This is a genomic window from Thermostichus sp. MS-CIW-38, from assembly GCF_054058415.1.
Window position 1 is genome coordinate 104,952 of sequence record NZ_JBSSAH010000006.1, and the last position, 20,993, is coordinate 125,944.

The 20,993-nt window shown below is 57.0% G+C and carries 20 protein-coding genes and 1 pseudogene; 9 read left to right on the forward strand and 12 right to left on the reverse strand.

The genetic code is table 11. The annotated features are described in order from the left end of the window. Positions 1-108: 108 nt before the first annotated feature. The 5 genes and pseudogenes from ACVWXZ_RS03945 to ACVWXZ_RS03965 form a co-directional block, all read right to left on the reverse strand. Positions 109-1,824, reverse strand: coding sequence for a succinate dehydrogenase/fumarate reductase flavoprotein subunit (locus ACVWXZ_RS03945; protein WP_457404329.1), 1,716 nt, complete (start codon positions 1,822-1,824; stop codon positions 109-111). A 325-nt stretch (positions 1,825-2,149) separates the two neighbouring features. Then, entirely contained in the window at positions 2,150-3,343 is a 1,194-nt protein-coding gene (locus ACVWXZ_RS03950) for an RNA-guided endonuclease InsQ/TnpB family protein (RefSeq protein ID WP_457482185.1), read from the reverse strand. 76 nt (positions 3,344-3,419) lie between these two features. After that, positions 3,420-3,573, reverse strand: a pseudogene (locus ACVWXZ_RS03955) (RNA-guided endonuclease InsQ/TnpB family protein); the annotation flags it as partial. A gap of 94 nt (positions 3,574-3,667) precedes the next feature. Beyond that, positions 3,668-4,489, reverse strand: coding sequence for an amino acid ABC transporter permease (locus tag ACVWXZ_RS03960; RefSeq protein ID WP_228375426.1), 822 nt, complete (start codon positions 4,487-4,489; stop codon positions 3,668-3,670). After that, a complete protein-coding gene (locus tag ACVWXZ_RS03965) occupies positions 4,486-5,349 on the reverse strand; it encodes an ABC transporter substrate-binding protein (protein WP_457482186.1) in 864 nt (287 codons plus the stop codon). The genes ACVWXZ_RS03960 and ACVWXZ_RS03965 overlap by 4 nt, the downstream gene beginning before the upstream one ends. Positions 5,350-5,774: 425 nt before the next feature. Between ACVWXZ_RS03965 and ACVWXZ_RS03970 the strand changes: the two genes are divergently transcribed. The 3 genes from ACVWXZ_RS03970 to ACVWXZ_RS03980 all read left to right on the forward strand — a co-directional run bounded on the left by ACVWXZ_RS03970 (position 5,775) and on the right by ACVWXZ_RS03980 (position 8,165). Next, positions 5,775-6,722 (forward strand): sugar phosphate nucleotidyltransferase, encoded by a 948-nt coding sequence (locus tag ACVWXZ_RS03970; RefSeq protein WP_457482187.1) that lies wholly within the window; start codon positions 5,775-5,777, stop codon positions 6,720-6,722. A 49-nt stretch (positions 6,723-6,771) separates the two neighbouring features. After that, positions 6,772-7,482: a class I SAM-dependent methyltransferase gene (locus tag ACVWXZ_RS03975; RefSeq protein WP_011429577.1), complete on the forward strand. Its 711-nt coding sequence runs from the start codon at positions 6,772-6,774 to the stop codon at positions 7,480-7,482. Positions 7,483-7,622: 140 nt separating this feature from the next. Continuing rightward, positions 7,623-8,165 carry an NYN domain-containing protein gene (locus ACVWXZ_RS03980; RefSeq protein ID WP_457482188.1) on the forward strand — a complete coding sequence of 181 codons (543 nt, stop codon included), beginning with the start codon at positions 7,623-7,625 and terminating at the stop codon, positions 8,163-8,165. Here the strand turns inward: ACVWXZ_RS03980 and ACVWXZ_RS03985 are convergent. The 4 genes from ACVWXZ_RS03985 to ACVWXZ_RS04000 all read right to left on the reverse strand — a co-directional run bounded on the left by ACVWXZ_RS03985 (position 8,162) and on the right by ACVWXZ_RS04000 (position 10,334). Further along, the gene (locus ACVWXZ_RS03985; protein ID WP_414330530.1) at positions 8,162-8,389 is read right to left on the reverse strand and encodes a hypothetical protein; all 228 of its coding nucleotides are present in this window, start codon (positions 8,387-8,389) and stop codon (positions 8,162-8,164) included. The two genes, ACVWXZ_RS03980 and ACVWXZ_RS03985, sit on opposite strands and share 4 nt — an antisense overlap. A gap of 119 nt (positions 8,390-8,508) precedes the next feature. Next, a complete protein-coding gene (locus ACVWXZ_RS03990) occupies positions 8,509-9,387 on the reverse strand; it encodes a dienelactone hydrolase family protein (protein WP_414330528.1) in 879 nt (292 codons plus the stop codon). A gap of 399 nt (positions 9,388-9,786) precedes the next feature. Further along, positions 9,787-10,188, reverse strand: a complete 402-nt coding sequence (locus ACVWXZ_RS03995) for a YraN family protein (RefSeq protein WP_457442083.1) — start codon at positions 10,186-10,188, stop codon at positions 9,787-9,789. 23 nt (positions 10,189-10,211) lie between these two features. Continuing rightward, complete coding sequence (locus ACVWXZ_RS04000; protein WP_011429573.1) at positions 10,212-10,334, reverse strand: hypothetical protein; 123 nt, start codon at positions 10,332-10,334, stop codon at positions 10,212-10,214. Positions 10,335-10,725: 391 nt separating this feature from the next. Here ACVWXZ_RS04000 and ACVWXZ_RS04005 point away from each other — a divergent pair, with 391 nt between their 5' ends. Together ACVWXZ_RS04005 and ACVWXZ_RS04010 are read left to right on the forward strand one after the other, a co-directional pair. Continuing rightward, entirely contained in the window at positions 10,726-11,361 is a 636-nt protein-coding gene (locus tag ACVWXZ_RS04005) for a TMEM165/GDT1 family protein (protein WP_414375085.1), read from the forward strand. Between the two features lie 76 nt (positions 11,362-11,437). Then, entirely contained in the window at positions 11,438-12,631 is a 1,194-nt protein-coding gene (locus ACVWXZ_RS04010) for an RNA-guided endonuclease InsQ/TnpB family protein (RefSeq protein ID WP_457482189.1), read from the forward strand. An 18-nt stretch (positions 12,632-12,649) separates the two neighbouring features. Here ACVWXZ_RS04010 and ACVWXZ_RS04015 read toward each other — a convergent pair whose 3' ends face one another. The 3 genes from ACVWXZ_RS04015 to mgtE form a co-directional block, all read right to left on the reverse strand. Then, positions 12,650-13,351 carry an MgtC/SapB family protein gene (locus ACVWXZ_RS04015; RefSeq protein WP_457404302.1) on the reverse strand — a complete coding sequence of 234 codons (702 nt, stop codon included), beginning with the start codon at positions 13,349-13,351 and terminating at the stop codon, positions 12,650-12,652. A 27-nt stretch (positions 13,352-13,378) separates the two neighbouring features. Further along, on the reverse strand, positions 13,379-13,582 hold the full coding sequence (locus tag ACVWXZ_RS04020; RefSeq protein WP_238376758.1) for a DUF7219 family protein: 204 nt from the start codon (positions 13,580-13,582) through the stop codon (positions 13,379-13,381). Positions 13,583-13,774: 192 nt separating this feature from the next. Further along, positions 13,775-15,154, reverse strand: a complete 1,380-nt coding sequence (gene mgtE, locus ACVWXZ_RS04025) for a magnesium transporter (protein ID WP_457404299.1) — start codon at positions 15,152-15,154, stop codon at positions 13,775-13,777. A 923-nt stretch (positions 15,155-16,077) separates the two neighbouring features. On the opposite strand from mgtE, the gene wecB reads away from it, so the two are divergent. The 4 genes from wecB to ACVWXZ_RS04045 all read left to right on the forward strand — a co-directional run bounded on the left by wecB (position 16,078) and on the right by ACVWXZ_RS04045 (position 20,903). Continuing rightward, positions 16,078-17,214 carry a non-hydrolyzing UDP-N-acetylglucosamine 2-epimerase gene (gene wecB, locus ACVWXZ_RS04030; RefSeq protein WP_457404298.1) on the forward strand — a complete coding sequence of 379 codons (1,137 nt, stop codon included), beginning with the start codon at positions 16,078-16,080 and terminating at the stop codon, positions 17,212-17,214. Between the two features lie 156 nt (positions 17,215-17,370). Next, positions 17,371-17,946, forward strand: a complete 576-nt coding sequence (locus ACVWXZ_RS04035) for an ureidoglycolate lyase (RefSeq protein ID WP_457404296.1) — start codon at positions 17,371-17,373, stop codon at positions 17,944-17,946. Between the two features lie 626 nt (positions 17,947-18,572). After that, positions 18,573-19,856, forward strand: coding sequence for a cell division protein FtsZ (ftsZ, locus tag ACVWXZ_RS04040; RefSeq protein WP_457404294.1), 1,284 nt, complete (start codon positions 18,573-18,575; stop codon positions 19,854-19,856). Between the two features lie 69 nt (positions 19,857-19,925). Next, positions 19,926-20,903 (forward strand): D-alanine--D-alanine ligase family protein, encoded by a 978-nt coding sequence (locus ACVWXZ_RS04045; protein ID WP_457404292.1) that lies wholly within the window; start codon positions 19,926-19,928, stop codon positions 20,901-20,903. The last annotated feature ends 90 nt before the right edge of the window (positions 20,904-20,993 follow it).

Sequence of the window (20,993 nt, forward strand, 5' to 3'; positions counted from 1 at the left end):
AGCTGGCGAAGATAGAATCCCTAGATATTGGATAATTTTGAAAGGGGCTCCATCCTGCTAACGGGAACGATAGAGCAATCCTAATCGGCCTGGGAGGCCTCTGGAAAGTTAGTATTTTCGCTCCTGAGGGGGAAACCGGGTGATCACCACGGGGCGATAGCTGATCTGAGGGGATCCCTCGCGAAAGGCAGCCAAGGTGTGTTGTAAAAACCGTTGATCATCCCGTTGGGGGTAATCTTCCCGCGCGTGGGAGCCACGGCTTTCCCGCCGTTCCAGGGCGCTGGCGAGGATCAAAGCCCCCACCGTCATGAGGTTGTCCAGCTCCAGCGCTTCGATCAGCTCGGTGTTCCACACCTTGCCCCGATCGTCCAAATGCAAATCCCGCTCGTAACGCTGGCGGATCTGTTGCCATGTTTGGATCCCTTCTTGGAGAACCGATTCGGTGCGGTAGACGCCGCAATGCTCGGTCATGCAATCTTGAAATTGCCGCCGCACCTGATCAATGCGGCTCTTCCCTGATCGTTCCAGGAGCCCGGCAATCCGGCTGGCGGCCTGTTTGAGTAGGGATCCCTCGTCCACTTTCGGCAAGGCTCGACCTCTGACGGCCTCTACCAGGGCTGCCCCTGTGCGCCGCCCGAAAACAATGCACTCCAGGAGAGAGTTGCTGCCCAGCCGGTTGGCCCCATGCACCGAAACACAGGCCGTTTCACCGGCAGCGAACAGCCCTTCCACACGGGTTTGGACATCCCGCAACACCTGCCCATCCACCGTCACCGGGATCCCACCCATGCAGTAGTGCACCGTCGGTCGCACCGGAATGGGATCGACAACCGCATCGATGCCCAAGTGGCGATGGGCCTCCTCCCAACAGAAGGGCAGCCGAGTGTGGATCTTTTCTGCCCCCAGATGCCGCAGATCCAAGTAGACAAAATCTTTGCCGTCAATACCGCGCCCGGCCCGCACCTCCGTGACAATTGCCCGCGACGTGATATCCCGTGGGGCCAATTCCATCTGGCTGGGGGCATAGGCGGCCATGAAGCGCTCCCCCTTCCCATTGATCAGATAGGCCCCCTCTCCACGCACTGCCTCTGAGATCAACACCCCCACCGGATACAGGCCCGTGGGATGAAACTGCACAAACTCCATATCCTGCAGAGGCAGGCCGGCCCGCGCCACCATCGCCATGCCATCGCCGGTGGAAGCAAAGTCGTTGGAAGTGGAGTTGTAGATGCGCCCATAGCCGCCTGTAGCCAACATAACCGCCTTGGCCCGCAGCACTTCCAGCCGCCCGCTGGCCTGCTCCAACATCACCACGCCCTGGACTTGGTTTTCTGCCAGGATCAGATCCAGCACATACCATTCGCTGTAGAGCTTGACCCCAAAACGCTTGAGGTTGCTCACCAACTCGTGCAAAATGGCTTGCCCGGTTTTGTCGGCGGCATAACAGGTGCGCGGGTGGCTGTGTCCCCCAAAGGCCCGCTGGGCAATGCGGCCATCCGGCAGGCGGGAGAACAAGACCCCCAGGTGTTCCAGGTCGATGATCACCTCAGGGGCTTCCCGGGCTAGAATCTCCACCGCATCTTGATCCGCTAGGTAGTCGGATCCCTTGACGGTATCGAAGGCATGAGCCTCCCAGGAATCTTGCGGATCAACATTTTGTAAGGCGGCGGCAATGCCCCCTTGGGCTGCTACCGAGTGGCTGCGAATGGGATGGGTTTTGGACACCAAGGCCAGGTCGAGGCTGGGATCCCGTCGCATAACCTCCAAAGCCGCTCGGCAACCGGCCAGCCCTCCCCCAATGATGACAATGTCGTGTTCCAGCATGGATGCAGGCAAGCTCTCGCAAAGGATTCCGCCACAGCCAGGATGGCGTTTTCCCATTATGGCCGGCCCCAGCAGCCTCTCCAGCAGCAGCTGACGAACAGCTTTAAGTTGCATCGCTTCCTAACTTCCCTCTTCCCCTGGGAGTGGTCGCGGAAGCAGCGCGGAACGCTTGGGGAGTGTCCCAATCCAGTTTGGAATGGCTATGGCTTGCATGGCGAAGCCATACACTGTTGCCCAGGGCTGCAGCGATTGCATCCTGCTCGTTGCCAAACAGAATGGCAGTATCCCGCAAAGCTCTGATCTGTAAACTACCCGGCTCCGACCGCTAAGCGGTACGGAGCAGGCTTTCAGTAGCCCTGAGCCTGCTCTGCTCTACCAGAGAACAAAACAGGCCCGAACCTCTAGGCTGGTTTACGGCAGCCCCCAAAAGCGCAATCACCTTCGCACCGTTAAAATCCGCATCCCCTTCCCAACCGCAGTGCCCGCATTTGAACTGCTTACCCTTGCGATAGGATTGAGCGGAGTCGGGATGAATATGCAGGCACTTGTGGCAGATCTGCGAGGTATAGGCCGCAGGGACAGCTACCACTTTGACACCCGCCCTCACAGCCTTGTATTCGATAAACCGCCGCAGCTGGTAGAACGCCCAGCTATTGCTACGCCGCCGCTCCTCACGACTGCGGGGGTGTTGATTGGTGCGTTCTCGAATGCCGCTCAAGTCCTCAATTGCAATGCAGGCAGAAAGAGATTGAGCTGCTTTAACGATGCGCTTAGCGATACTGTGGTTCACCCAAGCTTGAAAGCGTCTCTCTTTGCCAGACAGCCGTTGCAGCAGTTGACGGCATCGCCGCCTGCAACTGCGGGTGCCCTTACTGGCCTTGCGCTGAAGAGACGCTCTTAACCGACAGTAGTGATCTCGGACTTTGTTCAGCTGCTGTCCATTCCAGTTGTCTCCTTCGGAGGTATGGGCAATGTCTCGCCGTCCCAGGTCAACACCAATCACCTTGTCGGTGTTCTGTTGCTTGGGGGGCTCTGCCTCGACACAAATCTGGATGGAGTAGGAGCCGTCCTTCCGCTGGACTAGGGTGGCCGATTTGGGGTTAGAGCCTGCCAGCATTCCCCTCTGGTAGTTGCCAATGGCTAGCTCAAAGCGTTCTCTTCCATCAACCGTGGCAAGCGACACTGTCCAGTCTTTCTCGCGAAACGAGAAGATACGTGCATCGTAGGTAACGAACCTACGCTTGAACTCTTTAACTGGACGGTTGCGCTGTCTCGCCACTTTGCGAGCGCCTGCCACCCGTCTGCAGACCTGCTGGGCCAGATTACTGGACAAGCCAAACCGAGCGCGAATCTGGTAATAGCAAAGGGATTGGAGTTTGACTGCGTTGACTACTTTTTCTGGTGTGTTTTGGTTGACCCAGTTCAACGCCTGCACAAAGGCATCCATTGTCGCGTCCAATTTGGCGGCTTGCGACTGGGACACCTTGAGCTTGCAGGAGACGGTCAGGACTTGGGTCATGGTTCTATCATAACTTCCGCATTCCTCCCGACACTGACCCTACGGGTACAGTGCGGGGCTCCTGCGATTTCTAGCTGACGCTGCGAAACTTCGGGTCTTTGCTCTCTCGAAAGGCCAGCCCTGCCTCTTGAATGGCGTTCCGCTTGAGGTGGCAGGGATCCTCTTTCACCCACTGCGGCAGGTCAGTGCAGGATGATGTCCCCCAGCTTTCTGGCTGTTTTTGGAGCCCCCTGCTATCGCGAACGGCACAGCCGGTCTTTGTGGGCAACCACAAACGTATGCAAGCAGACACCAAAGTAATGGCCGGATTAGAGTCAGGCTCCTCTAGCGGGCCAGGTACCGTTCCAAGCGTCCCTGGAAAAATGACAAGATCAACGTCAGCAGCCAGTACCACAGCGCTGCCACCACCAAAGCCTCGAAGAAGTGCTGGCGCGGCAAACCTGCCTGTCGAGCCCGGCCCATCAACTCCTGCAAAGCAATGGCACTGGCCAGGGCAGTGTCCTTCTGCATGGCGATGAATTGATTTCCAATGTCGGGTAGGACAATTCGGAAAGCTTGCGGCAAAATGATGCACCACAGGGTTTGCCAGGGCTTAAGCCCCAGGGCATAGGCAGCTTCCCGCTGCCCAATGGGAATGGCTTGGATCCCGGCCCGGAAGATCTCGCTCATGTAGGCGCCATAGTTCAGGCTCAAGGCCAGCACCGCCGAAGTAAACGAGCCGAACACCAGGCCCAGTTGCGGCAAAGCCTGGTAGATGAACAAAAACTGCAGAAATAGAGGTGTGCCTCGCATCAACGAGACATACAGAGCGGAGAGGCTGCTCAGAGGGGCAATCTGGGAGAGGCCCGCCAGTGCCGACAAAAAGGCCAAGGTGGTGGCACAGAGGATGGAGACCAAGGACAGTTGAAAAGTAGTGCCCACCCCTTGCGAGATGAACCACCACCACTCGCGCACAAAGTTGCCGTTGAGACGCAAGGTACGGATGGGGATCCCGGCCAACTCCAACTGTACCCCGCTGAAGGTGAACACCAACAACAGCAGCCACAAAACCAACCACAACCCCTGGGCCACCGGGAACGGGATCCCTTTTCGAATCCGGGGCGGTGGGTAAATGGGCTGCTCCAGTGGGATAGAGTCTTTGCTCACTTAGCTTTTTTCGTCAGATCAATGCCGTAATACCGCTTCGAGAGGGCTGTTAGCGTGCCGTCCGCATGCATGGATTCTAAGATTTCGTTAATTTTGGCTTGCAAGCTCTCGGAAGGGGCAGGGCTGGAGCGATCCAAGGCCACAGCCAAGGCTTCATAGTAGACCGGATCCCCCAGAGTTTTCAGGGGCAGTCCTTCCCGAATGGCGTTTTCAGCCGTCGGCAAAGCTGTCAAGACTGCATCCAGGCGGGTGCCATCCCCCAGTGCCAAATCCTGCAGAGCCAGGCTATCGGTGTCGTAGATGCGAATGTCCACCCGCGGGGCCGGAACTTGGATGGTCTCTCCTTCCAGAGTGAGGTTGCCCTCCAGGTAAGCTTGGTAGGTGGTGGCGGTGCCCACCCCAACTCGCTTTCCTTCCAAAGCGGCGATATCGGTCAGGGTCGAGGCTTGGTGGACCACGAAGCTGGCGGGGGTGTAGTAGTAGGGAATGGTAAACAGCAGAGCTTTCTGGCGTTCGGCAGTTACGGTCATGGAGCCGACATTGACATCCCAGCGGCCATTCCAAGATCCGGCGGTGATGACATCAAAGTTGATATCCAAAAACTCAGCCTTTACCCCCAAGCGCTTGGCGATCTCGCGCCCCACATCCACGTCAAATCCTTCCCAACTGCCGTCGGGATTGAGGTAGCTCTGAGGCCGGTAATTGGAGTCGGTGGAAATCCGGAGCACCCCCCGCTCTTGAACTTGAGCCAACAAATCGCTACCTTGGGCCAGCAGGGATCCCTGGTGTGTGCCTAGAGCCCAGCATCCGGCCAGGGTCAAGCAAAGGGCTTGTAGGGATCGGCGTCGAGAAACAGACATCGGCAAAACCTCAGATGAAGGTGAAGGGCAAACCCATTGGAATCCATCCAAGCTATCCAAGGCTGTCACAATTCCCGTTGCAAGGTAGTATCACCTGACACTGCCGCTTTGGGTGGCTATTCCCGACTGGGGCGAGCGGGTCGCAATTCTCCAAACATGCTCTAAAAAAGGCAAATCAACTGTCTCAGGATTGAGCTTATGAATCCCAATTGAGATTGAAATATCTCCTCCAGAAAGGCATCCCCTGAGACTTGCGATCAAGACTCGTGCTGTGTTGCCCGGGGGGCAATCCGTATCCCTCTGTGGGCAACGGAGAATCGACGTTCTGGGTAGCAGAAAACATTTGGCTCGACCCAATATCCCCCTTAGCAATTGGGCGGAGAGGATGTCAATATCTTTGGAAGAGAACGGGGTTGAGGGTGGTTATGCAAGCGGTGATCTTGGCGGGTGGGAAAGGAACTCGCTTACGGCCTTTTACCTTTTTGCAGCCTAAGCCTTTGTTGCCCCTTTTGGATGTGCCCTTTTTGGAGTGGCTGATCGGGCGCTGCCGCCGAGCCGGCCTGACAGATATTTTGCTCAGCGTGGGTTATCTGGGCCAACAAATTGAGGCTGCTCTGGGAGATGGCGCTGCTTTGGGGGTGAAGCTCCGCTACATTCCTGAAGAGACGCCTTTGGATACGGCAGGAGCTTTGGTGCTGGCTCAGCCCTATTTCACCGGGGATCCCTTGGTGGTTTTCAATGCCGACATCCTCACGGATCTGGATTTGCAGGCGTTGATGCAATGTCATGTGCAGAGCAAGGCCATTGCCACCCTCACCCTCGCCCGCGTGGAAGATATCACCGCCTATGGCCTGGTGGAAGTTGGGGAAGGGGGCCAGATCCAATCTTTTCGGGAAAAACCCACCCCTGCAGAAGCCCTCACCCTCACCACCGACACGATCAACGCCGGCACCTATGTCTTGGATCCGGCCATTTTTAAAGACTACCCCAGTGGGGATCCCCTCAGCTTCGAGCGGCGTATCTTCCCCGATTTGCTCAGGCAAGGGCAACGGGTGCAAGCTTATCTCCACACAGGCTACTGGCGGGATCTGGGCACGCCGGCCAGCTACTACCACGGCCAACTGGACATTCTTCTGGGCCGAATGACGGATTTTCCCTTAGAAAATGTGCAGCAACAGGCGCCGGGGATATGGGTGCACAAAACGGCTGAGATCCATCCCAGCGCTCAACTGCACGCCCCCTGCTACATTGGCGCCCACACCCGTTTGGGATCCCAAGCTCAGATTCCGGCAGGCACCATCCTCGGCAGCCACAGCTGGGTAAATGGATCCCTGCAGCCGGGAGCCTACGGGCCGAGAGTCCTGGTAGTGTAGGTTAAGTGCAAGTTAAGTCCACAACCATCCAGGACAAAGCCATCAGCAAATGGAGCTACCACAAACCGGGGAACGCTGGGATCCCTACCTTGCTGCCGTAGCTGCTCGCTTCAATCGGGAGCTGGAAATTCAACTGGGTCGGCCAGGTTGGCAACTTCCCCCAGACCTGGAGCAACTGCCTTTTTGGCAAGCCCAGCAGCGGGATCACCTGCAAGAACGCCTCGGGATCCCCTTTTGGCAACTGCGTGCCCCCAAAAAACGGGAAGCCTGTTTGGATTTGGGCTGTGGGGTAAGCTTCCTGACCTATCCCTGGAACGATTGGCAAGCCTACTTTTACGGCCATGAGCTGAGCGGTGAGATTGTGCGCTTTATTCGCTCGCGGGCACCCCAGCTTAACTCCAAGCTGTTCAAGTCAATGCAACAGGGATCCGCCCACCATTTGGAAAACTACGAGTCGGAGCAATTTGATCTGGCCATTGCCACCGGATTTTTGTACTACTACCCGATTGAGTACTTCGACGCGGTTTGGGCAGAGTTGATGCGAGTGTTGCGACCGGCTGCACCTGTGATTATTGAAGTGGTCAATCCCGACTCGGTGTGGGCGGAACAATGGGGCCTCATCGAGCTATTCAAAGGCACCGAACCGATTTTCACCCCCCTAACGGAGTGGGAGCGGCGCATCGCAGCCTTGGGGGGCAAAATTCAGAAACAGGCCAGTGGCGAACTGTTCACCACCTATTGGATTCAGCGCAGACCGTGATCTGCTCACAACCGGGAAAGTATCGGAGCATTCGGAGTAGTGGGGTAACCTTTAAGGCTGGGTACTAAGATTAAAAATAAAATTAAGATAAAGATTAAGATTAAGAAGTGTGATCCCGGACAAAGGATCCACCGCCATCCATGCAAGCCTCCTCTCCCACCTTCCTCTTGGTTGATGGCTACAACATCATCGGAGCTTGGCCCACCCTGAGCCAGTTAGCGCGTCGCTCCCTGATGGAATTGGCCCGTCTGCGCTTGGTGGAATCTTTGGCCAACTATGTGGCCTTCCGGGGCTACCAGGCGACCGTGGTGTACGATGCCTACGCCCAACCCACGCCAGCCCGGCAAGAGCGCTCCCCTGCGGGTATCGAGATCCTGTATACCTCCTATGGCGAGACCGCCGACAGTTGTATTGAACGGCTGTGTGCTCAGCTGCAGAAGGATGGGTGTCGGGTACGGGTGGCTACCTCCGATCGTGTCCAGCAATTGGTGATCGGTGGCTACAACGCCGAATGGGTCTCGGCAGAACAACTGTGGGATGAAGTGCAGCAGGCCCAGCAGCAGATCCGGCACCTCCAGCCAAAACGGCTATCGAGCAAGCGGGGCATTGATGCCTACTTGGATGCAGAAACCCTCTCACGCCTAAACCGCTGGCGGCTGTCCGGCCAAGATCCCATGCGCTAAATGCCATCGTAGGGAACGGTGGGAGCTCCATACCAAAGATGCTCTTCATCTGGCGAGGCAGTGGGCAACTGCTCCTGTGAAGGATCCGCCGGAGCCAGCTCCCGCTCATCCACCAACACCAGCACCCGCACAACTCGATTTTTGGGCAATTGTTCCTGCGCCTTCATGGGCAAGATCAGTTGACCTTGGCTGTCGGTACGGGCCCAGAACTCATGTGCTTCCATGCTGTTTCCCTGAGCTGTTTCCCTGAGATGGCTAGGAATATACCAGCTTGCCCCAAGCTCTGCCTTCGGCGCAGTCAAAAAAAGACTCCGTCCTGCCGACGGGAACAGATGAGATCCCATCATTGAGACCGGGATCCCTGGGCCAAGCCGTGTTCTCGAAACCAAGCCTGCAACCGTTCCCAAGCGTCACCAGCCGCTTCTGGGCGATAGGTGGGGCGATAATCGGCAAAAAAGGCGTGGGGAGCATCCGGGTAGATGATCAACTGCGATGGATCTCCGCAAGCTTCCAGAGCTGACTTCATTTGCTCCACCGTTTCCAAGGGAATGCTGGTATCTGCACCACCATACAAACCCAACACAGGTGCCTTCAGGCTGGCTGCCACATCCAGCGGATGCCTTGGGGTTAAGGGTGTGGACTCTCCCACCAAACGACCGTACCAGGCAACACCCGCCTTCAAGCCGGGTCGGTGAGCCGCGTACAACCAAGTGATTCGACCACCCCAGCAAAAGCCAGTAATGCCCACCCGCTCTGGATCCGCACCTGAGTTGCCAATTGCCCAATCCACCGCCGCATCCAAATCCGACATCACCTGAGCATCGGGCACCTGGGAGACGATGGCGCGAATCTCCTCAAGGCTCTGCAGCTGAGAAACATCCCCCTGCCGGAAAAACAGCTCGGGAGCCACTGCCACATAGCCCAACTTCCCCAAGCGGCGACAAATGTCTTGAATGTGCTCGTGTACACCAAAGATCTCTTGCACCACCAAAACCAGTGGAAAAGGGCCAGAGCCGGTCGGCTTGGCACGATAGCCAGGGATCTCGCCATCTGGGGTGGGAATGGTGACGGGGCCGGCTTCCAATCCTTCGCTATCGGTGATGATGGTTTGGGCAAAGATCGGCTGTACTGCCGAGGCAAACCCAGCAGCGACGTTGGCCAGCTTCAACTGACGGCGCTTCCAGCTGCTGGAGGATCCCCCCTTGGGTTGCTCCGCATACATAGGCCCAATCCTCAAAAACACAAACCCCTCTTCTCAGGATAAACAATATTTTGTCTGTAAAGATTCTTTCTACTGACAGTCTCGATGCAAATCTTGCCTATCTTGTCTGAGATCTGCATCGTAGAGCTGTTAAGATCGGCTCGGCACAGCGATGCTGATCAACGGAAATGCAACTCAAGAGACAGTTAAAAATCAGTTAAAAACCGGAAATCTTTGGGTTAAGCATTTCAAGAAGCATCGATGCCATCTCGCACTTTGGAGCTTATTTGGCAGTTGCCGAAATTGTTGGATGATGGCAGCATTGGGCAGAGCCAAAAAGACAAACTGAGCGTTTGGCAATAGCGGCAAAACGGCAATTGTACTGGTGCAGATGGCCTTGACAAGTGAGATAAGTTTGCTTCAACAAATCTCAAAAGCCGCTGGCAGGTAGTCAACCAAAGCATAGCTCACCCCTTCCCCAGAGGCCCGACGTTCTATCAGCGCAACATCAAAACGGCAGGACAACTCGGAGAGGTGGGGATGCTGGCTCAAGAAGGCCTGGGCAGCCCGGATCAAGCGTCGCTGCTTGGGGATCCCAACCGCCAAAAGCCCGCCTCGATCCCAGCTACCGGGGCTGCGGGTTTTCACCTCTACGAAAATCAGCACATCAGCTTTGTGGGCAACCAGATCCAGCTCACCCCAACGGCAGCGCCACCGCTGGGCCAGGATCTGCCAGCCCTGCTGACAGAGATATTGCCGCACCCAGCCCTCGCCGACGTTGCCTGTATTCTGGAGGGAAGCCCTTCTGGGCAAGGGATCCATAAAAAAATCACCAGCGCCCGGCTCTAATGAGCAGAGCCATTGCCGTGATACTTGTCGGTGTCGTAAAAGCCGTTGCGGGTGCCGAAGTAGAAACTTGCCAGAGAGAGGACAAGAGCAACCCCCACCAAGACTAACTTTGCATCCACGTGGTTTTCCCCTGATTTTCTCCTCAACCGTGATCATAATAGCCTGCCGCTCCTTCACAATCCTCTGGTAAGCGATGCGCGGCACTGATATCGGCCAAGGCACAGCAAGTCTTGGGGGATCCCATCGGAAATGAACTACTCCCACTGGGAGCTCAGCATGCTACCATTCAGATGGAAAGGGAGTAGTCAGGCGGCTTACCGCCCTCTGCATCGACATACTGGCTAAAAACAGCCCGGTGCAAGAGACAAAGCAAGCCCGGCAGGCTGCTTTGGTGACGAGACTTTCACTGAGTTCACGCAGAGGTGAGCTTGGTGAGTCCGTCTGACTTTCCCAGCCTTCACCTCTAGGTGTGAACCGATTCCACACACAAGAGAGGTTGGAGGCTAAACGATGTGGGCCGGTTTTTTATCGAGTTTGCTGCTGGTGACGGTAGCAGAGTTTGGGGATAAAACCTTTTTTACCCCCTTGATTTTGGCGATGCGCCACCCACGCCGCTGGGTTTTTCTGGGGACATGGCTGGCTTTAGCGATGATGAACCTGCTAGCGGTAGGAACCGGGCAAGTGCTTTTTAAGCTACTGCCACCCTTGGGCGTGCGGGTGCTATCGGCTGGGGTTTTCGCCGTTTTTGGCTTGAGAATGCTCTGGCAAGCGTGCAGAATGCCACCTCAACAGGCATTACCAGAAGAAGAGGAAGCCCTCAGACAAGTGATGCAGGCAGAAGCAAAAGGAGTTGGCCGCGGGGGGGTTAGGGCCATCGTCTGGGAAGCCTTTAGTTTGATCGCCCTAGCCGAGTTCGGGGATAAAACCCAGATTGCTACCGTTTCCCTAGCCGCCACCCATCCGGGATTCAGTGTCTGGGCGGGGGCAACCCTGGGTCATGGTCTGATGGTAGGGCTGGCGGTGGTGGGAGGTCGTTTTTTAGCAGCTCACATCTCTGAACGCGCCGTGCATTGGGTGGGGGGCGGCTTATTTCTGGTGTTTGCGTTGCTGACCGGTTGGGAGCTGCTGGGATCCGGGATCAGCTAGAAATCGCAGGAGCCCCGCACTATACCCGTAGGGTCAGTGCCGGGAGGAATGCGCTTTGATGAAGTACAATGAACTTATGAGCCAAGTCCTGACCGTCTCCTGTAAGCTCAAGGCGTTCCCGTCGCAAGCCGCCAAATTGGACGCGACGATGGAGGCTTTTGGCCAAGCCTTGAACTGGGTCAACCAGAACACGCCGGAGAAGATCGTCAACGCGGTCAAACTGCAATCCCTTTGCTACTACGAGATTCGAGCCCGGTTCGGCTTGTCCAGTAACTTGGCTCAACAGGTGTGCAGACGGGTGGCGGGCGCTCGCAAAGTGGCGAGACAGCGCAACCGTCCGGTTAAAGAGTTCAAGCGTAGGTTCGTTACCTACGACGCACGTATCTTTTCATTTCGCGAGAAAGACTGGACGGTGTCGCTGACCACGGTGGAAGGGCGAGAGCGCTTTGAACTAGCCATTGGCAACTACCAGAGGGGAATGCTGGCTGGCTCTAACCCCAAATCGGCCACCCTAGTCCAGCGGAAGGATGGCTCCTACTACATCCAGATTTGCGTAGAGAAAAAACCACCCAAGCAACAAGATACCGACAAGGTGATCGGGGTGGACTTTGGAAGGACAGATATTGCCCATACGTCAGAGGGGGACAACTGGAATGGACAGCAGTTGAACAGAGTCCGAGACCACTACTCCCGGTTGAGGGCGGCACTCCAACGCAAAGCCAGTAAGGGCACCCGCAGTTCGCGGCGCAGATGCAGAGAACTGTTGCAACGGCTGTCTGGCAAGGAGAGGCGCTTTCAAACGTGGGTCAATCATCGCATCTCCAAAGCTATTGTCTCTAGGGCAAAGGCTACCAACAGCGCTATCGCTCTGGAAGACCTGACAGGGATTCGGGAAAGGGTCAATCAACAGCCCCGCAGCAAGACAGAGCGTAGGCGGGCAAATAGTTGGGCGTTTTATCAACTCCGTCAATTTTTGGAGTACAAGGCTCTGCGTGCGGGGGTTGCTCTGATTCTTGTTCCGCCTGCCTACACGTCGCAGACCTGCCACCGGTGTTTGCACATTCATCCCGACCCTGCGCAATCCTACCGCAGTGGCAAGTCGTTCAAGTGTGGGCACTGTGGATGGGAAGGGGATGCGGATTTGAATGGTGCGAATGTGATTGCGCTTTTGGGGGCTGCTGTAAACCAGCCTAGAGGTTCGGGCCTGTTTTGTTCTCTGGTAGGGCAGAGCAGGCTCAGGGCTACTGAAAGCCCGCTCCGTACCGCTTAGCGGTCGGAGTCGGGTAGTTTACCCAAATTCCTGTTCGATGATCCGCCATCGGGCAGTGATCACGCCTGGATCTAGGCTGAGGCGGCTGACGACAAGTTCTAGGGCCTGGTCGTCGCGGGTCTGGGTGACTAGCTCTGCTTCGACTTTGACCAGATCGGGCTTGTCCTCCAGGTCTTCGCTGTAGAGGGCACGCAGTTTGAGATGGGTGGGAGCTATACCCTGCAGGAGCAAGGCGCGGATGTGGGCCTCTGCTTGGCTTTTGCAGACAAATGAACACTCATAGACCAGTTCCAGTTCTGTGCCCTTTAGGGGCTGCTGGTTGATGCGGTAGCCCAGCGGACGCAGCACAACGTTGGAGATCAACACAGCTGCGGCCCCAATGGCAGCTTGGGGAATGTACCCCGATCCGGCAAAGGCTCCCACCGCGGCTGCACACCAGATGGTGGCGGCAGTGTTCAGGCCACGGACGCTGGCTCCTTCCTTGAGGATCACGCCACCGGCCAAAAAGCCAATCCCCGATACCACTTGGGCCGCAATACGGGTCGGGCTGCTTTCATCAGGGGTGAGAACCGAGAGCATGACAAACAAAGCTGCACCCGTGGCCACCAAGGTGTTGGTGCGTAAGCCGGCCATGCGCTGCCGCCACTGTCGCTCCAGGCCAATGAGGGATCCCAGGACAAAGGCAACGGCCAAACGCAAGGTGAAGTCAATCCAGGTCATGCTCCGGTTCTCGTGAAAGGATAAAGTTTAGCCATCCTCATCTGGGATCCCAAGGGCAGTGGCTTCCTGTTGCAAGGTTTGCCAGAGGGCTTCCAGTTGAGCAAAGGCGGATTCTGGGGCCAGCTTACCACCTGTTTCTAAAGCACAGGTTATGCCCACCCGATAGGCATACTGCTGCAGCCGTGACCGAAATTGAGCAGCAGCCAAGGGAGATAGAACTTTCAAGGTCATGGCACACCTCCTAAATGTTTGCTGTAACCCTTCGTTGGTCAAAGGACACCTCGTAAAAGTGCTCTGCGCCGCCGTCGCGATGGCCTTGTGGCGAGACTCTGAAAGGCTGATTTCTCAAGAAGGGCTGGATTATTCGTTCCTGGAACGCGCTTTGCCGGTGAGGTGCCCCCTGGATCCAGCGCCGGCGCAGCCCTAGAGCCCCACTTCAACCCCGACTAGCCAAGCCACCAGGGTGAAATACACCCAGAGGCCGGTGAAGTCTTTAATGGTGGTGATAAAAGGATCCGCTCCCGGAGCGTGGTCAAAGCCCAGCTTTAACATCACCCAGGGCAAAATGGCGCCCAAGATAGCCCCCAAAGTGAGGACAATGGCCAGAGCCAAGCCCACCGCTAGACCCAATTGTGGGATCCCATTCGGTGCCCCCTGCCAGAAGTAGGCAATCACCCCAGCCGTGGCCCCCAGGATCAGACCGATAATGCCACCAATGCTGGCTTCCCGCAGCAAATAGGGGAGAAACTGCCGCACGTTGATGTGGCCCCAAGCCAAGCCACGGGCAAAGATGGTCGTAGATTGGGTACCGACATTACCGCCCATATCCATGACCAAGGGGATGAAAATAGCCGCTGCCGTCACTGCTTGCAACACTTCCTCAAAGGTTTGGATCACTCCCCCCACCAACATGCCGCCAATCAAGGTGACGATTAAAAACGTGATGCGCAGGCGGACGGCATACCAACGGGCGCCTTTAACCAGGCGCTCGCTCCAAACCTTGTCTCGGCTGAGCAAGCTGCCCACCCCTGCTTGGGCCAGAGCGGCGTCGGTGGCTTCTTCTTCCACCAAGTTGATGACATCTTCAAAGGTGATATCTCCCACCAAGCGCCCTTCCGTATCCACCACCGGAATAGCCGGCAAGCCCGAATCCTTGAGCAAACGAGCTGCCTGGAGATCCCGGTCGGTAACCCGAGCAAAAGTATCCGATCCCTCAATCAGCTCCCGAATGGGCAAATCCGGATCTGCTTTCACGAGGCGCACGGTGCGAACCAAACCTTTGTAGAACCGCTGATCGTCCACCACAAAAATCACATCCAGCTCATCGTCTCCCAGTTGAGAGTCCCGCACGCTGGCCAGAGCAGCCCCGACGGTGAGGGTATCTCGTACCGACAAGTAGCGCAGGTTCATCAGCCGACCGGCACTGCGCTCTGGATAACCCAGCAAGATATTCACTGCTTCCCGAGCTTCTGGGCTGAGGTTGGCAATGAGGCGCTTGGTTACTTTGGCCGGCAACTCCTCAAACAGACGCACCCGCTCATCCGGAGGTAAGGCTTCTACCAGCCGGATCACTTCTGGGCTTTCCATGCTGCGAATGAGATCGGCCTGCTCTTCGGGCCGCAGATACTCAAACACTGCAATGGCTTTGTCTTTTTCCAGCAAGCGGAAAGCCAAAACCCGCTGCCGAGGTGAAATCTCCATCAACTGCTGCACCAGCTCGGCAATGGGAGCGCGGTTGGCCTCTCGCTTGGCGGCTTCCAAGGAAGCAGGGGTTAGGAGATCGCGAAGAATGTTGTGCCGCATGATAAACCTCCGAACGTTGGGGTCAGCCGGGATGAAGAGAACCAGGAGGTCAACAGCCAACCGGTGCTCCGAGGCTCACAGGGAAGCCCTGAAACCCTTGGATGGCCGCGCAGCAAGCCGTAGGTCTAGCGCCAGGCCTCCAAGCCCAGCTTGGATCGCAAGCGCCCAAGCCAATAAAAGGGACTCCAAGGGATCCCCAGGCCTGCGGAAACCCCAAAACCCACAACGGGAAAGTCAAGGGGAATCCCCTCGGAATTACTCCTGATCTCCCCTTTTCTGAACAGGGCTGCACAAACCCATTGCTCAGGTAAGGCTCTGCTCAGCTCATCTGTTCGTCGCCGACTGAGAGAGCCACCCAAGTCAAAAGCTAGCTGGGAAAACTCTCCCACCCCTTCGCGTTGGCGAAACGGGATCCTCTCAAGCGACGACAGAAGCTGTCAGCGGGGAAAAGGAAGACACCAGTAAGAGCCCAATCTTCAAGAACGTGCTCCTCGAAGACCATCCACTGGTGGCTGGCGCTACGACTACCGGAAGCGTCCATGCTGTTGAACGTTTTCCTCCAAAAAGGTTAACCGAAACAACCCGGACAGCCAGAAGAGGATCTCTTCAGCTCCCTTTAGGCTAGTTGCAGGAGTGGGATCCCGTCAACCCTTTTTCTCCAGCTCATCCGGTGAAAAATTGGTGGGGCAGCTGGAGGGGTAAGATCGGGGTGAGCAGCAATAGCCCCCTTGTGGTTCCTCTCGTCTCGACATTGCCCTCAGCCTGACTCAGCAGAGTCTACATCTCGGTGGCTTGCGACCTTGAGCAACCCACGCCCTTCGCCGCCTCTGTTTTGTTAGTGGTTTTTGTTAGTGGTTTGTTGGTGGCCTTGCTTCAATGAGCTGCGCTTCCCATCTCCTACAGGTGCCGATGTCCTTGAGCTTATGGCCTCCCTTCCCCTCATTGCCGTGATCTTGGGCACACGGCCCGAAGCCATTAAGCTGGCCCCGGTGATTCAAGCCCTGCGTGCCAGTCCCCATCTGCGCACCGAGCTGATCTTGACCGGACAACACCGGGAAATGGTGGATCAGGTGATGCGGCTATTCGGTCTGCAAGCGGATCGGGATCTGGCGATCATGCGCCCCCGCCAAAGCTTGACGGACATCACCGAAGCCACCTTGCGGGGCCTAGAACTCTACTTTCAAGAGCAACATCCTCAACTGGTTTTGGTGCAGGGAGATACCACCACCGCCTTCGCTGCCGCCTTGGCAGCTTTTTACCACCGGATCCCGGTTGGGCATGTGGAAGCCGGACTGCGCACCGATGATCTCTACAATCCTTTCCCCGAAGAGGTCAATCGCCGCCTGATCTCCCAGTTGGCCAGCCTGCACTTTGCCCCTACCCCCCAAGCCGTTGACAACCTGAAGCGAAGCCACGTGGTGGGATCCATCCATTGCACCGGCAACACTGTCATCGACGCCCTACTGCAAGTGGCCTCCCAAGGGATCCCCTGCCCCATCCCCGGCCTGGACTGGCAGCGCTACCGTGTTCTGTTGGTTACCGTGCACCGACGCGAAAATTGGGGGGATCCGCTAACCGCCATCGGCAAGGCTCTGCTGCAGATCTTGGCCGAGTTTCCCGATACCGCCCTTCTCTTGCCCCTCCATCCCAACCCTGTGGTGCGGGATCCCCTGCAGACCCTGTTGGGATCCCATGAGCGGGCTTTTCTCACTGAGCCTCTGGACTATCCCCTCTGGGTGAGCGCCATGCAGCGCTGTACCCTCATCCTCAGCGACTCCGGCGGCATTCAAGAAGAGGCCCCTGCCCTGGGCAAACCGGTGCTGGTGCTGCGGCAGACCACCGAACGTCCTGAAGCGATTGCTGCCGGCACCGCCCGCCTGGTAGGCACACACCCCGAAAAGATCCTGAAGGCAGCCCGAGAATTGCTCACAGACCCACAAGCCTATGCCCGCATGGCCCAAGCCCAAAACCCCTTTGGCGATGGCACTGCCGCCCGGCAAATTCGCCACATCATCGAGCGGTGGTTTAACCCGCAAAGCCCTCGAGAAGAACAAAGTTAAGAATTAAAAGTTAAGAATTAAATAAGAATCAAAGATGTATAGACCGTTACCGGGAAAACCGTTTCTTTACCTATTGCTCTCAGTAAGACAATTAAGATAGAAAGCCTGACTCCAATCCAATTGACCCCAGTCCAATCAAGAGCCAGGATGCAAACCATGAGCACGACTGCAACTGCCACCACCGTTGTCCGGGTGCCGATTGTGGATGCCACCCCAGAAAATGTGCAACCCTTCGGCCAACTTATAGGGGACGATGTGGCCAATCCTGGGCTGGGGATCCCCTTTTATCAGGGGCGTGTCCTGGAAGGACAAAACATCGACTTTCAATACACCGGTAGAGCCGTTATCCGTACGGCTAAGATCCTGCCCGGATATCCACCTGTGCTCTGGCTGGAGCGCCACATGCGTATGACCCAGTTGTTTGTCGGCCTGGGGCAAGAGCCGTTCATCATGGTGATGGCTCCTCCCAACCATCCCAAAGAAGCTCCCGATCTCGACAAAGTACAAGCCCTACGATTCCCTGCCGGGCATGGGCTGCTGCTGCACCTCGGCACGTGGCACGATTTCCCCATTGCCTGCGAGCGCCCCGTTGTGGTGCTAACCGCCAACTCCGAAGAAGTGGTGGAAGCCCTGGCCAGCATGAAAGGTGCCCAGGAAATGAATCAGGGGGATGTATTCAAAATTTCCCTCCCCCAACGGCTAAAAGCGGAGATCCACCTAGAGCTGGTGTAAACTACCCGACATCAACCGCTAGGCGGTACGGAGCGGGCTTTTAGTAGCCCTGCAGTTGGCAAGCCAACCACGAGCCTCTGGGGTGGTTTACAGCACCCCCAATCGACCGTTACCAGTGCCTTAAACAACCGTTTCTGGTGTCCGCAGCATTATTATAGCATTCCTCCCGACATCGACCCTACGGGTACAGTGCGGGGCTCCTGCAATTTCTAGCTGAATGCAAGTCCGGATCCCTGAATCTCTACAGGATGCCAAAGCCTCAGTTCTACAAAGTGGCGCTCTATCAGCCTTTGGCTGGATAGGGAACTCTTCGCCTTAACTGGGCCTTAACTAGGGCCAGACTCTTGTACCGAAACCTCCCTTTGGACCCTTCTTCCCCTGCAAGGGTCTAAGTATTCGAGAACACCTATTCTTACACACAAAAGCTTCGAGACAAGTTCAGAGAGAAATGCCTCTAGGCAAGAAAGGCTACCTGAGATTCTGCCGACAGGCGTCTTTAGGAGGGCCGTATTCAGCGGGAAGATTCACAAACGTCGGCAGCGTTGGCATCTGGAGGGAGTTGCTCTATATTAAATCAGCTAGCATATTCGATATTTGCCAGAATTTAAGTTATTGTGAGAGCTGACATGCCATCCAATTGGTCAGACATCCATCCTCTCAATCCTGGGCAAGGGTTGGGTTCAGCCCAGTCTGCGCCTTCCCATTGGAATGAGCGCCACAGGGGAGAAGGCTCTCATGCCGAGTATGAGAGGAACGGATCTCAGACCAGAGCGGCGGATCGTCCAGAGGAGATCATGCCGAGCAATGCAGCAAAGATTAAGGTTGTAGGCGTGGGGGGTGGGGGTGGCAACGCGGTCAGTCGGATGGCGGCCAGCAACCTTGTGGGCGTCGAGTTTTGGAGCGTCAACACCGATGCGCAGGCCCTTGCCCAGTCCTCGGCAGTGAACCGCTTGCAAATTGGGCAGAAGCTGACTCGAGGCTTGGGTGCAGGTGGTAACCCGGCCATTGGCCAGAAAGCGGCAGAAGAATCCAGCGAAGAAATATCGGCAGCCATCAAAGGGGCAGATCTGGTCTTCATTGCCGCCGGCATGGGGGGAGGCACGGGCACGGGTGGAGCACCCGTCATCGCCCAAATTGCCAAAGCCAGTGGTGCCCTGACGGTGGGAGTGGTGACACGGCCTTTTTCCTTTGAGGGCAAACGCCGCAGCAAGCAGGCCGAGGAAGGGATCCAAGCGCTGCGGGAGGCAGTTGATACCCTGATTGTAATTCCCAATGACAAGTTGCTTTCGGTGATCTCCGAGCAAACCCCTGTCCAAGAGGCTTTTCGCGTTGCTGATGATGTGCTGCGGCAGGGGGTGCAGGGCATCTCGGATATCATTCTCATTCCCGGCATGATCAATGTGGATTTTGCCGATGTGCGCAGCGTGATGGCCGATGCCGGCTCTGCCTTGATGGGAATTGGCATGGGATCCGGCAAGTCCCGCGCCCGCGAAGCCGCCATTACCGCTGTATCTTCGCCGCTTTTGGAAACCTCCATCGAAGGGGCTAAAGGTGTCCTCTTCAACATTACCGGTGGGCCGGATTTGTCCTTGCATGAGGTCACGGTGGCTGCCGAGATCATCGCCGAGGCAGTGGATCCCGAGGCCAACATCATCTTCGGCACCGTCCAAGACGAGCGCATGCAGGGGGAAGTGCGCATCACGGTCATCGCCACCGGTTTCCAAGAGAAAGCCCGTCCAGCCGCCATCCCTGCTGCAACCAAAGTTTCTGCCTCCAACAAGTCGGGGGTTCCCAAGCCCACTCCCACGGGCTCTGGGCTGCCGCCTCGACAGCCTCCGGAGCCTGAGCCGCCGATGTCTGGAGGCTTAGATATTCCCGAGTTCTTGCGCCGCCGACGGCCCCCTTCGTAGGGTAGGGTGGAGGTATGCTGGTATCTTGGTGCCGGTTGTCAAGGGTGGGGAGTGCTTTGGGGTTAGGCCATGAACATTGTTGTCTTGGCGGGGGGGCGTTCGGCAGAACGTCAAGTCTCTTGGGTAACGGGTAAAGCCTGCAAACGGGCTTTGGAGGACCTGGGCCATCGGGTCAAGGTAATCGACCCAGAGGAGGATCTGCCTCTGCGCCTTTGGCAGGAACGGCAAGCCGGCTGCGACTTCGTTTGGATTGCCTTGCATGGCCCCGGTGGCGAGGATGGGGTGGTACAGGGAATGCTGGACTGGCTGGGCCTGCCCTACCAGGGATCCGGGCCGCTGGCCAGTGCTCTGGCCATGGATAAGCTGGTCTCCAAGCAGATCTTTCGCGCCGCGGGGATCCCTACCCCCGATTGGCAGGTTTGGGACGACCAAAGCCCCCTCACTTGGGCCGACTGTGCGGCAGAGTTGGGATCCCCACTGGTGGTTAAGCCCAGCAACAACGGCTCGACGGTGGGCATCAGCATTGTCCGGGATGAGAGGTCATTTGCTCAGGGGCTGGAGTTGGCCCGCTCGGTCTCGTCGCGGATTTTTCTGGAGCGCTATGTTCCCGGAAAGGAGATCACCCTCTCGATCTTGTCCGGCCAAGTTCTTCCGGCCATTGAGATCATCCCCGCCCAAGGCGACTTCTACGACTACGAAGCCAAGTACGCACCCGGTGGCTCGCGGCATTTGATCCCCTGTTCCCTCAGCCCGGCAGGGTTGGCCCGCTGTGAGGCTGCAGGTCTGAAGGCCTACCAGGCGTTGGGGTGCGAAGGCTTGGCGCGGGTGGATCTGCGGGTGGATCCCGAGGAAAATCCTTGGGTGTTGGAGGTGAATACACTGCCCGGCATGACCCCCACTTCCCTCTGTCCCGATGCGGCGGCAGCTCTGGGGTGGACGTTCACCGAGTTGGTGGAGCGAATGCTGCAGGATGCCTTGCAAAAAGCCCAATTGACCGGATCCCGGCACCCTCAAAGTTCATCGGCGACTCTCGGCAACGCTCCGTAAACTACCCGACCCTGACTGCTTCGCAGTACAGGGCGGGCTTTCGGTAGCCCTGCAGTTGGCAAGCCAACCACGAACCTCTAGGCTGGTTTA

Coding starts and splice junctions, on each gene's coding strand:
- ACVWXZ_RS03945 (WP_457404329.1), bottom strand. CDS start 1,824: ATGCTGGAACACGACATTGTCATCATTGGGGGAGGGCTGGCCGGTTGC.
- ACVWXZ_RS03950 (WP_457482185.1), bottom strand. CDS start 3,343: ATGACCCAAGTCCTGACCGTCTCCTGCAAGCTCAAGGTGTCCCAGTCG.
- ACVWXZ_RS03965 (WP_457482186.1), bottom strand. CDS start 5,349: ATGTCTGTTTCTCGACGCCGATCCCTACAAGCCCTTTGCTTGACCCTG.
- ACVWXZ_RS03970 (WP_457482187.1), top strand. CDS start 5,775: ATGCAAGCGGTGATCTTGGCGGGTGGGAAAGGAACTCGCTTACGGCCT.
- ACVWXZ_RS03975 (WP_011429577.1), top strand. CDS start 6,772: ATGGAGCTACCACAAACCGGGGAACGCTGGGATCCCTACCTTGCTGCC.
- ACVWXZ_RS03980 (WP_457482188.1), top strand. CDS start 7,623: ATGCAAGCCTCCTCTCCCACCTTCCTCTTGGTTGATGGCTACAACATC.
- ACVWXZ_RS03985 (WP_414330530.1), bottom strand. CDS start 8,389: ATGGAAGCACATGAGTTCTGGGCCCGTACCGACAGCCAAGGTCAACTG.
- ACVWXZ_RS03990 (WP_414330528.1), bottom strand. CDS start 9,387: ATGTATGCGGAGCAACCCAAGGGGGGATCCTCCAGCAGCTGGAAGCGC.
- ACVWXZ_RS03995 (WP_457442083.1), bottom strand. CDS start 10,188: ATGGATCCCTTGCCCAGAAGGGCTTCCCTCCAGAATACAGGCAACGTC.
- ACVWXZ_RS04005 (WP_414375085.1), top strand. CDS start 10,726: ATGTGGGCCGGTTTTTTATCGAGTTTGCTGCTGGTGACGGTAGCAGAG.
- ACVWXZ_RS04010 (WP_457482189.1), top strand. CDS start 11,438: ATGAGCCAAGTCCTGACCGTCTCCTGTAAGCTCAAGGCGTTCCCGTCG.
- ACVWXZ_RS04015 (WP_457404302.1), bottom strand. CDS start 13,351: ATGACCTGGATTGACTTCACCTTGCGTTTGGCCGTTGCCTTTGTCCTG.
- ACVWXZ_RS04020 (WP_238376758.1), bottom strand. CDS start 13,582: ATGACCTTGAAAGTTCTATCTCCCTTGGCTGCTGCTCAATTTCGGTCA.
- mgtE (WP_457404299.1), bottom strand. CDS start 15,154: ATGCGGCACAACATTCTTCGCGATCTCCTAACCCCTGCTTCCTTGGAA.
- wecB (WP_457404298.1), top strand. CDS start 16,078: ATGGCCTCCCTTCCCCTCATTGCCGTGATCTTGGGCACACGGCCCGAA.
- ACVWXZ_RS04035 (WP_457404296.1), top strand. CDS start 17,371: ATGAGCACGACTGCAACTGCCACCACCGTTGTCCGGGTGCCGATTGTG.
- ftsZ (WP_457404294.1), top strand. CDS start 18,573: ATGCCATCCAATTGGTCAGACATCCATCCTCTCAATCCTGGGCAAGGG.
- ACVWXZ_RS04045 (WP_457404292.1), top strand. CDS start 19,926: ATGAACATTGTTGTCTTGGCGGGGGGGCGTTCGGCAGAACGTCAAGTC.